Genomic DNA, 14,202 nt, shown 5'->3' on the forward strand with positions numbered 1-14,202 from the left:
GTTATTGGTTAGAATAAATATTCACTACTGATTTATTATTCATTATTGAAGATATGCCTTGTCTGGCAGTTTGTCTACGGCTTGTGCCACCAAATTTTGGAGAAAAGAGAAAAGGATCACACTAACGAGTTAACAGGAAAGGTGCAGATGGCTTGTTATCTATTCAGGTATGAATAAAAATAACAGGTAGTTTACCAGGGGGAATGCCATGTCAAAGCAGGATGAACAGCGGTTGCTGGTTAAGATAGCCACACTCTACTATGCCGAAAATAAAAAACAGTCTGAGATCGCTACGCTGCTGCATTTGTCGCAGTCCTTTGTCTCCCGTGCGTTGACGCGTTGCCAGAAAGAAGGGCTGGTGAAAATCACCGTCGTACAGCCGACCAATATCTTTGTGGAGCTGGAAAAAGCCATTGAAGAGCAGTTTGGTATTCGCCAGGCGATTGTCGTTGATGTTGGAGATAACCCCAGCAGTACGCAAATCAAACATGCTATTGGCAGCGCGGCGGCACACTATGTTGAAACCCGCCTGCGTGCCGAGGACCTGGTTGGGATTTCCTCCTGGAGTAGCACCATTCGTTGCATGGTTGATGAGATGCACCCGCAAAATATCCGTGCAGCGGGCGTCATTCAGTTGCTGGGGGGCGTAGGGCCGAACGGCAACGTGCAGGCCACGATTCTTACCCAGCAGTTGGCGGCGCACCTTGGCTGTCCGGCCTGGCTACTGCCTTCACAAAGCATTGAACATTCGGTGGAGGAACGTACGCGGTTGGTTAACAGCCCGGACGTTGCTGCTGTGGTTGAAAAGTTTGCCGAAGTGGATGTGGCCATTGTCGGCATTGGTGAACTCGAGCCTTCTCAACTGCTGAAAAACTCAGGCAACTACTACAACGAAGAAATGTTGCGGCTGCTGGCCGAACGCGGCGCGGTCGGGGATATTTGTCTGCATTATTACGATGCAGCGGGAAATCCGGTACTTAGCCATGAGGAAGATCCGGTCATCGGCATGGAGCTTTCGCAGATCCGCGACTGCAACCATGTGATTGCGCTGGCGGGCGGAGTGGAAAAACAGAATGCGATTCGCGGCGCACTGCAGGGAAATTATATTGACGTACTGATCACAGACTACCCGACAGCGCGTAGTCTGGTAAAAGGGTGATGTCGCGGCGAGTTCAGTTATAACCAGCCCCAGGGGCTGGCTATAGTCATCAGCGTTTTGTTAAGCGTAGTTTATCAGGCCTACTGTCATACGCGACGTAGGCCTGATAAGCACGGCACCTTGAGGGCTACTGCGTTTCCATCGCTGCTTTTTGCGCGACCACGGCGGCTTTTTGCTGCATGCGATTTTGCATCTGGTCGATGATGACTGCGACAATAATCACGATGCCCTTAATCACCATTTGCCAGAATTCGCTGACCCCCATCATCACCAGACCATCGGCCAGGAAACCGATAACGAAAGCGCCAATCAACGTGCCTAAGATGGTGCCACGACCACCCGCCAGCGACGTACCACCAAGTACAACGGCGGCAATGGCGTTCATCTCAAATGCCGTACCGTTCGCCGGATGGCTGGCGGAAAGTTGCGCTGAGACCACAATACCGGCAATGGCGGCACACAGTCCTGACAGGGTATAGACCCAGATTTTCACCTGTTTTACTTTTACTCCTGACAGCTCAGCAGCGCGTTCGTTATCCCCGATGGCGTACACGTGGCGACCAAAAGGCAGGCGACGGGCGACGTAAGCAATGACTAGGGCCAGCGCTATCATCATCCAGATGGCCCACGGAATGCCAAACAACGTTCCAGCACCAATCTCATCAAAACCGGTATTACCGAGCTGAGGATTACCGGAAAGCCCTGGGAAGGTTTGCCCATCGGAGGTCAGCATTGCCGCACCGCGCAAAACGTACATGGTGCCAAGCGTACAAATAAACGGCGCAACGTTATACCGGGTGATGATCCAGCCATTCGTCGCGCCAATCAGTCCACCAATCAACAGAACGACAGGTACAATTACCCAGACACTGGGAAAAATTGCTATGCCGAACATCGGTAATACAATACCTTTGGTGATAAGCCATCCGGCAATCATGCCGCACAGCCCCAGCGTAGCGCCAATCGAGAGATCAATCCCGGCGGTAATAATGACAAACGTGATCCCCTGTGCCAGAAATGCGTTAATGGCAATGTGCTTGATCATAATGACCATACTGCCGCCAGAAAGGAATCCCGGTACGGTAAAAGCAAAAAAGCCGACTATCAAAAACAGTGCAATAAAGGTGCGTAATTTTAGGATCAACAGCAGGATATTTTCCCGTGAGAAAGCGACTGTGGAGCGAGGCGCGACGACAGCAGATTGTAGTGTTTTCATGTCAGAACCCCTGAGCACTTGCGGTTACCAGCGCCGACTCTTCGGCACGATCGCGGGCGATATCGGCCGTTAGCTTGCCGCCGGACATCACCAGAATGCGGTCAGAAACCGCCATAATTTCTTTTAAATCCGAGGTGGAGAAGACCACAGCAATCCCCTGCTGTGAAAGTTGAACCATCATGCGGAACACATCGGCTTTTGCCCCGACGTCGATGCCACGTGTCGGTTCGTCAAGAAATAGAATTTTGGGATTGGTGAGCAGAGAGCGACCAATCACCACTTTTTGCTGATTACCGCCGCTCAGCGCCTGAATTTCCACATCGGGTGAGGAGACTTTTATCGACAGATTACCAATTGTGCTGGCGACTACCGCCTCTTCATCTTTACGGGCAATGGCAAAGCCGCGCTGCAAACGGCGCCACAGGCTGGCAATGGTCAGATTGGTGGCAACGGATGAAATAGGGAAAATCCCTGTGCGTTTGCGGTCCTCTGGCACCAGACTCATCCCCATACGGATGCGATCGGCGGTCGTTAAGCGTTGCGGGACCGGTTTGCTGTCGAGCCACAGTTTGCCGAGATAGTTGCGCTCAGTACCTAACAAGCACTCGAACAATTCAGTTCGTCCGGCTCCCATCAGCCCATAGATACCGACAATTTCACCCGCGTGAACGTTAAAGGTGACATCATTGACGACCGCGTTGCCCGCAGTATTGACGCAGGTAATATGTTCCGCTTCCAGAACCGGGGCGCCAAACGTGCGGCCAGGTTCGAGAAAGTTGCTCACCGGATCGCTGCCCAACATCTCGCGCACAATCCATGGCACATCGATCTCGCTCACCCTGGCTTCGGCCTGAAATTTACCATCGCGTAAAATGGTGATCACATCGCCAATCGACATCAATTCTTCGAGACGATGGGAAATGTAGATAATTGACACCCCCTGGCGGGTCAGTTCACGAATGACACGGAACAGGATCTCGACTTCAGTTTTACTGAGCGCTGAGGTGGGTTCGTCAAGGATCAGGATATCCGCATCTTCAGCCAGGGCCTTCGCGATTTCGACCAGTTGTTGCTGTCCCACTTTGAGATTGCCAACCAGATCGCGTGGTGATATTGGCTGATCGAGTCGGGTTAACAGTTCGGCGGTACGTTTTTCCTGTTCGGCCTCATCAATGGGAGCCATGCCCGTTTGAATTTCCCGACCGAGGAAAATATTTTCCGCGACGGTGAGGTTCTCAAACAGGTTTAGTTCCTGATGCACCATGCCAATTCCGTGTGCCGCTGCGTCCCGGGTATTGGCGAAGCGCACGGGATTTCCATTAAGCGACATCTCGCCGCTGCTGGGCTGCTGAACACCCGCGAGGATCTTCATCAGTGTGGATTTTCCCGCGCCGTTTTCACCAATAATCACGTTCACTTTGCCGCGCCAGACCTGATAATCCACGCTGTCCAGCGCAATCGTGCCAGGAAACAACATGGAAATAGCATGGGTGCGCAGGATGATGCCATCAGCTGAGGTATTGCGCATTAATGAGTCTCCTGTTCAAGCGTCAGCGCTGCCGCGTTTTCCGTTTTTCCAGCATTCAACGTCACGGCGAACAGCACTGTCGCAGTCTTCCCTTGCCAACTCGTGTCTACGGCGGATAAGTGTTTTGCCGCTTCGCGGTTATAGGCCCGTGAAAGTTGGGCAAACTGAACCTGATTAGTAAAATCTTCGAACTTGAAACCGCTGGCATCACGAATAGCATTGCCGCGCATTACCGGACCAATCTGGACTGTGACGGGCATGTCATTGACCTTCACCACGATGGTGCGTTCACGCCCATTGGTGGTGTCGATGCTATCAATCGTGCTGGTCAGGCGTACAAACACGCTTTCGGGAGCGGGTGAGGGGGCCTTCAGGCGAGTGGTCAGCGCTGAAGCATCCAGAGCATGTTGCTGTGCCGCCTCCAGAACACGGGATTGCCAGGTTTGTTGCGCGATCTGATCGGGAGTTTGGTTGTCGAAACTGGCTTTGGCCTGTGGATCGGCCGGGATGATGGGTTTGCCGTTTTCGTCGAGGTCAACTACCGTGCAGGCCGTCAGCAACAGGGCGGCGCACCCAACCAGTGCGGCACCCCATTGTGTTAACGACATAGTGCCTCCGTTTAGTGGCTCAAATTAAACGAGTTCAGCTTGCTGGCATTGGTTTCATCAATCAGCACGCAATCCATAAGCTGTTTTTCCTCTTTCTGGGCTTTGCCGTTTTTCAGGTAATAATCTGCCTGCTCAACTGCCATTTGTGCCTGTTGCCAGCCGGGTTGCAGCACGGTCGCTTTAATATTGCTTTTATTGATGATTGAATCGCGGGTGTAGTCGCTACCATCAAAACCGACCACGATGACATTATTTTTCCCGGCAGCCTTCAGTGCGGCCTCGGCACCCAGCGCCATAGTGTCATTCCCTGAGATCACCCCTACGATATCCGGGTTGGTTTGCAGAATGGATTCCATGCGGGTAAAGGCTTCGGTTTGGCTCCAGTTTGCTGTTTGTTGGGCCACCATTTTCATGTCCGGGTAATCGTCGAGTACATCGTGATATCCCTGCGAGCGTACATGAGCGTTGGTGTCGGACTGACGCCCCAGTAGTTCAACGTACTTCCCTTTTCCGTCCAGCAGTTTGGCGAACGTCTCCGCACCGAGCTGTGCGCCTTGATAATTATTCGACACGATTTGTGCGACGGCGATGCCGGTTTTATTGATTTCGCGATCGATCAGAAAGGCAGGCACGCCTGCTGCTTTGGCTTTTTCCAGCGGACCCACGGTGGCATCCGCACCCGCATTATCGAGAATGATTGCTTTCGCTTTACGGGCAATGGCGGTTTCAATCAGCTGGTTTTGTTTATTGACGTCATCATCATGAGAGGCAACCAGCGTCGTGTATCCCAGCGCTTTTGCTTTGGCAACCGCGCCGTCGGCCTCGGCTTTAAAGAACGGGTTGTCGTGGGAAGGGGTAATAATCGCAATCAATCCGTTGTCAGCAGCATACAGCGAACCCGAGGCGGTCAGGATCGAGGCCAGTAATACGGATTTAACCAGGGTCTTGTTCATCTTTTTCTCCACTTTGAATATTTATTCAAATATGATTTATTATTCAAGTTAACGATAAATCGAGATAATCGAACTGTCTACGATTTGCGCAGCTAATTTCTTAAAAGGAGAAAAGGATCACGATCCTGATGGCGAGGCCGGGCACAGCGTAATGATGTTGTTACCACGCTGAAACCAACGCACGTTGACGTCCTGATTGCCGAGGTTTGCCGAAAATGATGGCATAATTTGCAGGGTTATATGCTGAGTCGTGAGGGCGGTAATTTTTGCGCTGGCGAAACCAGGTAACCCGCTTGCCTGGGTGGAGAATGCCTTATACAGACTCTCTTTGGCGCTGAAGGCCAGGGTTAAGGCAAGTGGAAAGGGGAGTGACGCATGAAGCAAAACCTTTCTCTCAGTGTTGTCTATAATGCTGTCAGCCAGCTCAGCTGCGACCTGCGGCGAAAAAATAGCCTCAATATCCAGTCCGACGGGGTGGCGTGAGACGACAGCCAGTGCCGTTGTCGCGCTATGACTGATACTGCCAAAGAGGCCATGTGGCCACAGCGGTTGTCGCTGCTCGCCGATGCCGGGCACCGTTTTGATACCGTATTCACGTAAAGCATGTATTGCGGCGATACGTCCTGCCAGGTGCTCTGCTTTACGTTTACGTGCGCCAGCGGTTAGCTGGGCATGGTGAGGGAGCCAGAGCAGATCGTGCTCGTGAAAGCTGTTGGGATCAAATTCGATGATCTGCAGCGAATAGTCTGCGAAAGGCAACGATGTGTGTGTTGTACGCATGATTTTGTATCGTTTCCCTCTCCCCACCGGGAGGAGAGGGAACAACGCTATCAGAAGTGTGTATTCACGCTCATGAACCACGTACGACCCGGTTCGTTATAGGTGTACGCGCCAGCGCCCGCCATATAATTACCGGTAACGATATCGCCAGTGGTCTGGGCATTGCCTTCACGCCACAGACGTTTGTCAAAGACGTTATCCACGCCGCCGGTCAGGCTGACGTTTTTGGTCACGTCCCAGGTCGCGCTCAGGCCGACGATGCTGTAAGGACTCACTTCTTGTGCCGAGCTGCCGGTTACCGGTTTACCCTGGTAATCGTATTTCTTCGGCTGCTGTTTGCCGTACCAGGTAAAGGTGGATTGCAGTGACAGATCTTCACGCGCCTGCCAGCTCAATGTTGAGTTCAGCGTGTACTCAGGAATAATCGACAGACGTTCGCCAGTCTCTTTATTCTTGCTTTGCAGCATGTAGGTGATGTTGTTGGTCCAGGTAACGGTTTCGCTAACCGGCACGTTCAACGTTCCTTCCAGGCCTTCTACCACCGCTTTAGGAATGTTTTCCCACTGATAGATATCGGTGTAGGTTGTTGTAGTCTTGCCCGTTGTTGCGTTTTTCTTGCTGATAGAGGTTCTGTCAAACGGTACCGTACCCGCTTCAATCTTGTTACGGTAATCGTTGCGGAACCAGGTGACGCCAGCCAGCCAACCATCACGTTTGAACTCGAGACCAATCTCTTTGTTGATGCTGGTTTCAGCTTTCAGGTCATCGTTACCCATCATGTAGCAGCCAATACCGCTGGCAGAACCGGTGGCATAGCAGCCCTGGCCTTTACTGTACAGAATGTAATTCGGGTTGAGTTGGTACAGGCTTGGTGCTTTATAGGCGCGCGCGATACCCATTTTCAGCGTAAAGTCGTCGCCCAAACCTTGAGACAGGTTCAACGACGGGCTCCAGTTGTCGCCCACAATGCTGTGGTGGTCGAAACGCAGACCCGGTGTCAGCATGGTGCTGTCGGTCAGCTCCATGTTGTTTTCGGCAAACAAAGAGAAGATCTCGGCTTTCGAATATGGGCTGCGATCGGTGCTGCTGTAGCCTGGAATATTACCGCCCATAAAGGTCTGCGAGTTAGACAGCATGTCCTTCATGCGCTGCTGGTTCCATTCAGTACCCAGCGTCAGGTTTTGATTGACCAGTAGATCCAACGGAATGCTGATCTCACTGTGCAGCATGACGTCATTCAGGTCGGCATCGACATATTTTTGTGAAGCAGTCGGGTCGAAGATCCCCTCTGTTCCACCGGCCAGACCTTCCGGCGTGCGAGAGTTCCGCGTATGTTCGTACTGCACCCAGTTGCTGGTGGTGACACCATTATCCCAGCCGCCGTTCCAGGTCAGCGAGTAGTTCTGACGGTACAGACGGTTAGTTTCTTTACCGTAGTTATCTTTCACCAACTGGTTAGTGTTGGTATTTTGCGTGTCACCCGCGTACAGGTTGCCCTGGCGGCTATAACCCGCTTCCAGTTCAAGTGACTGAAGTGGGGCAAAATCCCAACGCACAATACCGTTGATGTCTTTGTTGATCACCCCTTCACGACCGGCGGGTAAGGTATTTGAATATGTGCCGGTACGTTCTGACTGATGACCCTGGTTGATGTCCCATGCGTCGGCCTGGGTTTTATCGAGATTACCGTACAGACGGAAGCTGAAATCTCCGCCCATTGGGCCGTTCAGGCTAAAGTTGGTGCGTTTGGTCGAACCTTCGTCTTTGTGTTCCGGGGCATTGAAATAGGTATCCCAGGAGCCGTGCCATTCACTGCTGCCTTTTTTGGTGATGATATTCACCACGCCACCCGCAGCACCGTTACCGTAGCGTGCCGCGGCTGGGCCGCGCAGCACTTCAATACGCTCGATCATTTCCGGCGGCACCCAGGCGGTATCACCACGGGTATCACGCTCGCCGCGCCAGCCCTGACGCACAGAGTTGCGGCTGGTGACCGGCTTGCCGTCGATCAGAATCAGGGTGTTTTCCGGGCCCATGCCGCGAATGTCTATCTGACGGTTGTTGCCACGTTGACCGCTGGTTGAGTTACCGGTCAGGTTAACGCCTGGCATGGTACGGATGATTTCCGACACGTCGCGAGCCGGAGGGTTCTTACGGATTTCATCTGCGGTGATGGTCGAAACGCCTGGAGCCTGCAGGTTCTGCTGAGCGGCGGTGACGACGATGGTGTCTTCATGAGAGACGGCGGCGCTATCGGTTTTATCTTCTGCCATCGCGGGCAGGGCTACCCCGTAAATCCCTAAATTGACCAATAAGGCCAGTGAATGAATCTTGTTGTTCATTGTATGTCCTGCTTTCTTTTAGCCACGAGTACCCGTGTGCCGTTTTGGGCACCAGGCCTGATGTCGCCCGCATCTGCGTAAACCCCTCCGTTCCAGAAAAAGTACGCAGCGCCAGGTCGGTTTATAAGTGGTGAAAAACTGTGCGCGCTTCCCACAGCGCGTCAATACGCTATTGCAAATGCAAATAGTTATCAATAATATTATCAATATATTTCACGCTCAGATATAAAATTTCACAATAAACATGGGGTTATGGCGGTGACGACGTTAATGATGGGAAGCGAGGCGTGGTGGCAGTCGAAAAAAGGCCCGGAGTGGGAGCGTGAAGACAACGGAAATTATCGGGTAACGTTCTGGTGGCGTGACCCGCAGGGAACGGAAAAAGAGTCAGCCATTCGCCGCGTGTGGGTCTACATTACCGGCGTTACCGATCATCATCAAAATGCCGTACCTCAGTCGATGCAACGCATTGATGGAACAAATGTTTGGTGCTGGAGCATTTCCCTGAGCGCTAACTGGCGCGGCAGTTACTGTTTTATTCCAACAGAACGGAACGATATTTTTGCTACGCTGGTGGCGGGCGAAGCGCCCGACCGGACTGTGCTGCGTGAAGGCTGGCGACAACTGCTGCCACAGGCTATTGCGGATCCTCTCAATACTCAAAGCTGGAAAGGGGGCCGGGGGCATGCGGTGTCCGCGCTGGAGATGCCAGATGCTCCCGTACAGCCGGGATGGGATCGCCCTGAAAATCCCGACTTGCCCGCAGTATGCCTGCAATGGCACAGCGATCGGTTGGGTAATACGCGCCGGGTGTGGGTTTTCACCACCGGTGAAGCCAACCCGCAAGAACGTCCCCTGGCTATTCTGCTGGACGGACAATTTTGGGCACACAGTCTGCCTGTCTGGCCGGCGCTGACCTCACTCACTCATCGTGGCCAGCTTCCTCCCGCGGTATATCTCCTGATTGATGCCATTGATACGCCGCATCGCAGCCATGAGTTGCCGTGTAACGCTGATTTTTGGCTGGCAGTTCAGCAGGAATTATTGCCGCTGGTCAAAACCACGACGCCATTCACCGATGACCCGCAGCGTACGGTGGTTGCCGGGCAAAGTTTTGGCGGTTTGGCTTCGCTGTATGCTGGACTGAACTGGCCAGAACGGTTTGGCTGCGTACTCAGTCAGTCCGGATCTTATTGGTGGCCGCATCGCGGTAGTCATCAGGATGGCGTGATTATTGAACAACTGAAGGCCGGAACGGTAAGCGTTCAGGGTCTACGTATTGTGCTGGAAGCCGGGACCCGCGAGCCGATTATTTTTCGTGCTAATCAGGCGCTATTCGCCCAATTTCCCTCTGCACCACAGTCTATTTTCTGGCGTCAGGTTGAGGGTGGTCATGATGCGCTTTGCTGGCGCGGCGGCTTAATGCAAGGGCTGATGACGCTCTGGCAACCGCTCACCGACACGCTTTAACCGGACGATGTTCCACGACAGGAGTTGAGTATGGAATTCAGTAACCCCTTCGATAACCCGCAGGGACAGTTTTACATTCTGCAAAACCCACAACGTCAATTCAGCCTTTGGCCTCAGCAGTGCTCACTTCCTGCTGGCTGGACGGTTGTGTGCGAACCGCAGTCGCAGGAAGTCTGCCAGCAATGGCTGGATGCGAACTGGACCACGCTGACGCCAGCGAACTATGTCGATGTACAGGAGGCGCAATGACTCAGCGCTTACCTTTAGTTGCGGCCCAGCCGGGGATCTGGATGGCAGAAAAGCTCTCCACATTGCCCTCGGCGTGGAGCGTTGCACACTATGTCGAATTAACCGGTGAACTGAATGCACCACTGCTGGCAAAGGCAGTCGTGGCTGGTCTGGAGCATGCGGATACCCTGCGGATGCAGTTCACTGAGGATAACGGTGAAATCTGGCAATGGGTTGATCCTACGCTCACCTTTGCTGAACCTGACATTCTCGATTTACGCAATGAATCCAGTCCGCACGAGGCGGCACGTGCGTTGATGCGGGCGGATCTGCAACAGGATCTGCGCGCTGACGGTGGCAAGCCGCTGGTCTTCCATCTGCTCATTCAGGTGGGAGATAAACGCTGGTACTGGTATCAGCGCTATCATCACTTACTGGTTGATGGCTTTAGTTTCCCGGCTATTACTCGCCAGATTGCTGCAATTTACACAGCGTGGCTGCGCGGTGAATCCACTCCAGCCTCGCCATTTACGCCGTTTGCCGAGGTCGTGGAAGAGTATCAACAGTATCGTCAAAGCGATGCCTGGCAACGTGATAGCGCATTCTGGGCTGAGCAACGCCAACAACTGCCGCCGCCGGCTTCATTGTCGAACAAACCGCTGCCAGGTCGCTCAGCCAGCGCGGATATTATTCGCATGAAGTTAACTGCACCTGAAGGTTCATTCCGCCAGCTTGCGTCACGTATGCCAGATGTTCAGCGTGCGGATCTGGCGCTGGCGTTGGTTGCATTGTGGCTCGGTCGTTTATGCAGCCGAATGGACTATGCTGCCGGGTTTATCTTTATGCGCCGTATGGGATCAGCTGCGCTTACCGCTACCGGACCGGTGTTAAATGTCCTGCCCTTTGGCGTGAGACTTGATGCAGCAGAAAGTCTCCCTGCGCTTGCGCAACGGCTGGCCGGGCAGATGAAGAAAATGCGCCGACATCAGCGCTATGATGCCGAACAAATTGTCCGTGACAGCGGGCGTGCGGCCGGGGCTGAGCCACTGTTTGGCCCGGTACTGAACGTGAAAATATTCGATTATCAGCTGAATATTCCCGGCGTACAGGCGCACACCCATACGCTGGCGACAGGACCGGTGAACGATCTGGAGCTGGCGCTGTTCCCGGATGAAAACGGTGGGCTGAGCATTGAAATTCTGGCGAATAAGCAGCGATATGACGCCGCTACGTTGGCGCAGCATGCCTCGCGTTTAATCGCGCTTATCGAGCAGTTTGCCGACAATCCATCGCTATGCTGCGGCGACGCCGAAATGTTGTTGCCGACAGAACATGAGCGGCTGGCGAAGATTAACGACACGAGCGTGGAGATCCCGTCCACTACGCTGAGCGCGCTGGTGGCGCAACAGGCCGATAAAACACCGGATGCCCCGGCGCTGGCCGATGCCCGCTATCAGTTTAGCTATCGCGAAATGCGTCAGCAGGTGGTGGCACTGGCAAAACTGCTGCGCGAACGCGGTGTGCGCCCGGGGGACAGCGTGGCGGTTGCCTTACCGCGCTCCGTTTTCCTGACGCTGGCGCTGCACGGCATCGTCGAAGCGGGGGCAGCCTGGTTACCGCTGGATACCGGATATCCGGACGATCGTCTGCGGATGATGCTGGAAGACGCCAAACCTACGTTGCTTATCACCACTGATGAACAACGGGTTCGTTTTAGCGGTATCCCTGGGCTGGAAAGCCTGTGCTACACCGCTCCGCTGCCAGAGCAAGATGACACACCATTCGCTTTATCACGACCAAATCATACGGCCTATATCATCTTCACTTCCGGATCGACGGGCAGACCAAAAGGAGTGATGGTGGGGCAAACCGCAATCGTTAACCGTCTGCTATGGATGCAGAATCACTATCCGCTGACGGCCGACGATGTGGTGGCGCAAAAAACGCCATGCAGTTTTGATGTTTCGGTCTGGGAATTTTTCTGGCCTTTCATTGCCGGCGCAAAACTGGTGATGGCTGAACCAGAGGCACATCGTGACCCGCTGGCGATGCAACAGTTCTTCGCGACGTTTGGGGTGACGACAACGCACTTTGTACCGTCGATGCTGGCGGCATTTGTGAGCTCACTGACGCCAGAAACGGCGCGGGAAAGCTGCTCCACGTTGAAACAGGTGTTTTGTAGCGGTGAAGCGCTGCCGGCAGAATTGTGCCGCGAATGGGAGCAACTGACCCACGCGCCGCTGCACAATTTGTATGGGCCAACCGAGGCTGCGGTAGATGTAAGCTGGTATCCAGCCTGGGGTGAGGAGCTCGCTGCCGTAACCGGCAACAGCGTACCCATCGGCTATCCGGTCTGGAACACCGGTTTGCGGATCCTCGATGCCATGATGCGTCCAGTGCCCATTGGTGTCGCCGGTGACCTGTACCTGACAGGGATCCAACTGGCGCAAGGTTATCTGGGGCGTCCGGATCTGACGGCGAGCCGTTTTGTTGCCGATCCCTTTAGCCCAGGCGAACGTATGTATCGTACCGGAGACGTGGCGCGCTGGCTGGAAAATGGTGCGGTGGAATATCTTGGGCGCAGTGATGACCAGCTAAAAATTCGTGGGCAGCGTATTGAACTGGGCGAGATTGATCGGGTGATGCAACAACTACCAGATGTGGAGCATGCTGTTGCCCATGCCTGCGTATTCAATCAGGCGGTAGCGACAGGCGGCGATGCGCGCCAGTTAGTGGGCTATCTGGTGTCACAATCGGGTTTACCGCTGGATATTTCGGCATTGCGCGAGAGTCTGCGCGCAACCCTGCCTGCACATATGGTACCGACAGTGCTGCTGCAACTGGCGGAGCTCCCGCTCAGCGCCAACGGCAAGCTGGATCGTAAAGCGTTACCAATGCCACAACTGACGTCACGTCAGGAAGGGCGGGCGCCGCGAGCAGGGACTGAAACTACGATTGCTCAGGCGTTCACGGCCTTGCTGGGCTGCGAGGTCAATGATGTTGAAGCGGATTTCTTTGCGCTTGGCGGGCATTCGCTGCTGGCGATGAAGCTGGCCGCGCAGTTGAGCCGCATTTTTGCGCGCCAGGTAACGCCTGGGCAGATTATGGTGGCCTCGACCGTCGAACAGCTCAGCGCATTGCTGGATAGCAATGATGACGAGCAGTCGCAACGGCTGGGATTTGAAACGCTGCTGCCGCTGCGTGAAAGCGATGGTCCTGTGCTGTTCTGCTTCCATCCGGCATCGGGTTTCGCCTGGCAGTTTAGCGTGTTGTCACGCTATCTTCCTCCACAGTGGTCGATTATGGGTATCCAGTCACCGCGACCGGATGGCCCGATGCAGACAGCAGAAAACCTGGATGCGGTGTGCGAACAGCACCTGGCAACGTTACTTCGTCAGCAACCTCATGGGCCTTATTATCTGATTGGGTACTCGTTGGGCGGTACGCTGGCGCAGGGCATTGCTGCCCGATTACACGCGCGTGGAGAAACGGTCGCGTTTCTCGGCCTGCTGGATACCTGGCCGCCGGAAACGCAAAATTGGTCGGAAAAAGAGGCCAATGGACTCGACCCGGAAGTGTTGGCGGAAATTGATCGTGAGCGGGAGGCGTTTCTGACTGCTCAGCAGGGCAATGCATCCGACGCATTGTTTAGCGCCATTGAAGGTAACTACGCCGATGCGGTTCGACTGCTGAGTACGGCACATAGCGTACCTTTTGCGGGACACGCGACGCTGTTTGTTGCTGAACGCACGTTACCGCCGGGAGTCAGCCCGGAACGCAGTTGGTCGCCGTGGATTTCCAGTCTGGATGTTTATCGCCAGGACTGCGCGCACGTTGATATCATTACGCCAATGGCTTTCGAGAAGATTGGGCCAGTCATGCGTGACTTGCTCAGCGATATCCAATAAATAGACTCGC

The 14,202-nt window shown here is 54.1% G+C and carries 10 protein-coding genes; 4 read left to right on the top strand and 6 right to left on the bottom strand.

Annotated features, from left to right (window positions below):
• Window positions 1-208 precede the first annotated feature (208 nt).
• Window positions 209-1,159: a sugar-binding transcriptional regulator gene (locus tag OGY19_RS22915; protein WP_115600791.1), complete on the top strand. Its 951-nt coding sequence runs from the start codon at window positions 209-211 to the stop codon at window positions 1,157-1,159.
• 127 nt (window positions 1,160-1,286) lie between these two features.
• On the opposite strand, the gene OGY19_RS22920 is transcribed toward OGY19_RS22915, so the two are convergent.
• The 6 genes from OGY19_RS22920 to OGY19_RS22945 all read right to left on the bottom strand — a co-directional run bounded on the left by OGY19_RS22920 (window position 1,287) and on the right by OGY19_RS22945 (window position 8,586).
• Window positions 1,287-2,375, bottom strand: a complete 1,089-nt coding sequence (locus OGY19_RS22920; RefSeq protein ID WP_286597268.1) for an ABC transporter permease — start codon at window positions 2,373-2,375, stop codon at window positions 1,287-1,289.
• Window position 2,376: 1 nt separating this feature from the next.
• The gene (locus OGY19_RS22925) at window positions 2,377-3,903 is read right to left on the bottom strand and encodes a sugar ABC transporter ATP-binding protein (protein WP_186336722.1); all 1,527 of its coding nucleotides are present in this window, start codon (window positions 3,901-3,903) and stop codon (window positions 2,377-2,379) included.
• Complete coding sequence (locus OGY19_RS22930; protein ID WP_115600790.1) at window positions 3,903-4,511, bottom strand: DUF2291 family protein; 609 nt, start codon at window positions 4,509-4,511, stop codon at window positions 3,903-3,905. The genes OGY19_RS22925 and OGY19_RS22930 overlap by 1 nt, the downstream gene beginning before the upstream one ends.
• An 11-nt stretch (window positions 4,512-4,522) precedes the next feature.
• Window positions 4,523-5,464 (bottom strand): D-ribose ABC transporter substrate-binding protein, encoded by a 942-nt coding sequence (locus tag OGY19_RS22935; RefSeq protein ID WP_048212337.1) that lies wholly within the window; start codon window positions 5,462-5,464, stop codon window positions 4,523-4,525.
• A 117-nt stretch (window positions 5,465-5,581) separates the two neighbouring features.
• On the bottom strand, window positions 5,582-6,244 hold the full coding sequence (entD, locus tag OGY19_RS22940; RefSeq protein WP_061067487.1) for an enterobactin synthase subunit EntD: 663 nt from the start codon (window positions 6,242-6,244) through the stop codon (window positions 5,582-5,584).
• A 50-nt stretch (window positions 6,245-6,294) separates the two neighbouring features.
• Entirely contained in the window at window positions 6,295-8,586 is a 2,292-nt protein-coding gene (locus OGY19_RS22945) for a TonB-dependent siderophore receptor (protein WP_061067488.1), read from the bottom strand.
• Window positions 8,587-8,838: 252 nt separating this feature from the next.
• On the opposite strand from OGY19_RS22945, the gene fes reads away from it, so the two are divergent.
• Genes fes through entF form a run of 3 tightly spaced genes read left to right on the top strand, consistent with a single transcriptional unit; the run spans window position 8,839 to window position 14,192 of the window.
• Window positions 8,839-10,056 (top strand): enterochelin esterase, encoded by a 1,218-nt coding sequence (gene fes / locus OGY19_RS22950; RefSeq protein ID WP_115600789.1) that lies wholly within the window; start codon window positions 8,839-8,841, stop codon window positions 10,054-10,056.
• 30 nt (window positions 10,057-10,086) lie between these two features.
• The gene (locus OGY19_RS22955; protein ID WP_061067489.1) at window positions 10,087-10,305 is read left to right on the top strand and encodes an MbtH family protein; all 219 of its coding nucleotides are present in this window, start codon (window positions 10,087-10,089) and stop codon (window positions 10,303-10,305) included.
• A complete protein-coding gene (gene entF / locus OGY19_RS22960) occupies window positions 10,302-14,192 on the top strand; it encodes an enterobactin non-ribosomal peptide synthetase EntF (protein WP_115600788.1) in 3,891 nt (1,296 codons plus the stop codon). The genes OGY19_RS22955 and entF overlap by 4 nt, the downstream gene beginning before the upstream one ends.
• Window positions 14,193-14,202: the final 10 nt, after the last annotated feature.

Source organism: Citrobacter sp. Cy070, from assembly GCF_030332245.1.
Classification (GTDB): domain Bacteria; phylum Pseudomonadota; class Gammaproteobacteria; order Enterobacterales; family Enterobacteriaceae; genus Citrobacter; species Citrobacter youngae.

Coding starts and splice junctions, on each gene's coding strand:
- OGY19_RS22915 (WP_115600791.1), top strand. CDS start 209: ATGTCAAAGCAGGATGAACAGCGGTTGCTGGTTAAGATAGCCACACTC.
- OGY19_RS22920 (WP_286597268.1), bottom strand. CDS start 2,375: ATGAAAACACTACAATCTGCTGTCGTCGCGCCTCGCTCCACAGTCGCT.
- OGY19_RS22925 (WP_186336722.1), bottom strand. CDS start 3,903: ATGCGCAATACCTCAGCTGATGGCATCATCCTGCGCACCCATGCTATT.
- OGY19_RS22930 (WP_115600790.1), bottom strand. CDS start 4,511: ATGTCGTTAACACAATGGGGTGCCGCACTGGTTGGGTGCGCCGCCCTG.
- OGY19_RS22935 (WP_048212337.1), bottom strand. CDS start 5,464: ATGAACAAGACCCTGGTTAAATCCGTATTACTGGCCTCGATCCTGACC.
- entD (WP_061067487.1), bottom strand. CDS start 6,244: ATGCGTACAACACACACATCGTTGCCTTTCGCAGACTATTCGCTGCAG.
- OGY19_RS22945 (WP_061067488.1), bottom strand. CDS start 8,586: ATGAACAACAAGATTCATTCACTGGCCTTATTGGTCAATTTAGGGATT.
- fes (WP_115600789.1), top strand. CDS start 8,839: ATGGCGGTGACGACGTTAATGATGGGAAGCGAGGCGTGGTGGCAGTCG.
- OGY19_RS22955 (WP_061067489.1), top strand. CDS start 10,087: ATGGAATTCAGTAACCCCTTCGATAACCCGCAGGGACAGTTTTACATT.
- entF (WP_115600788.1), top strand. CDS start 10,302: ATGACTCAGCGCTTACCTTTAGTTGCGGCCCAGCCGGGGATCTGGATG.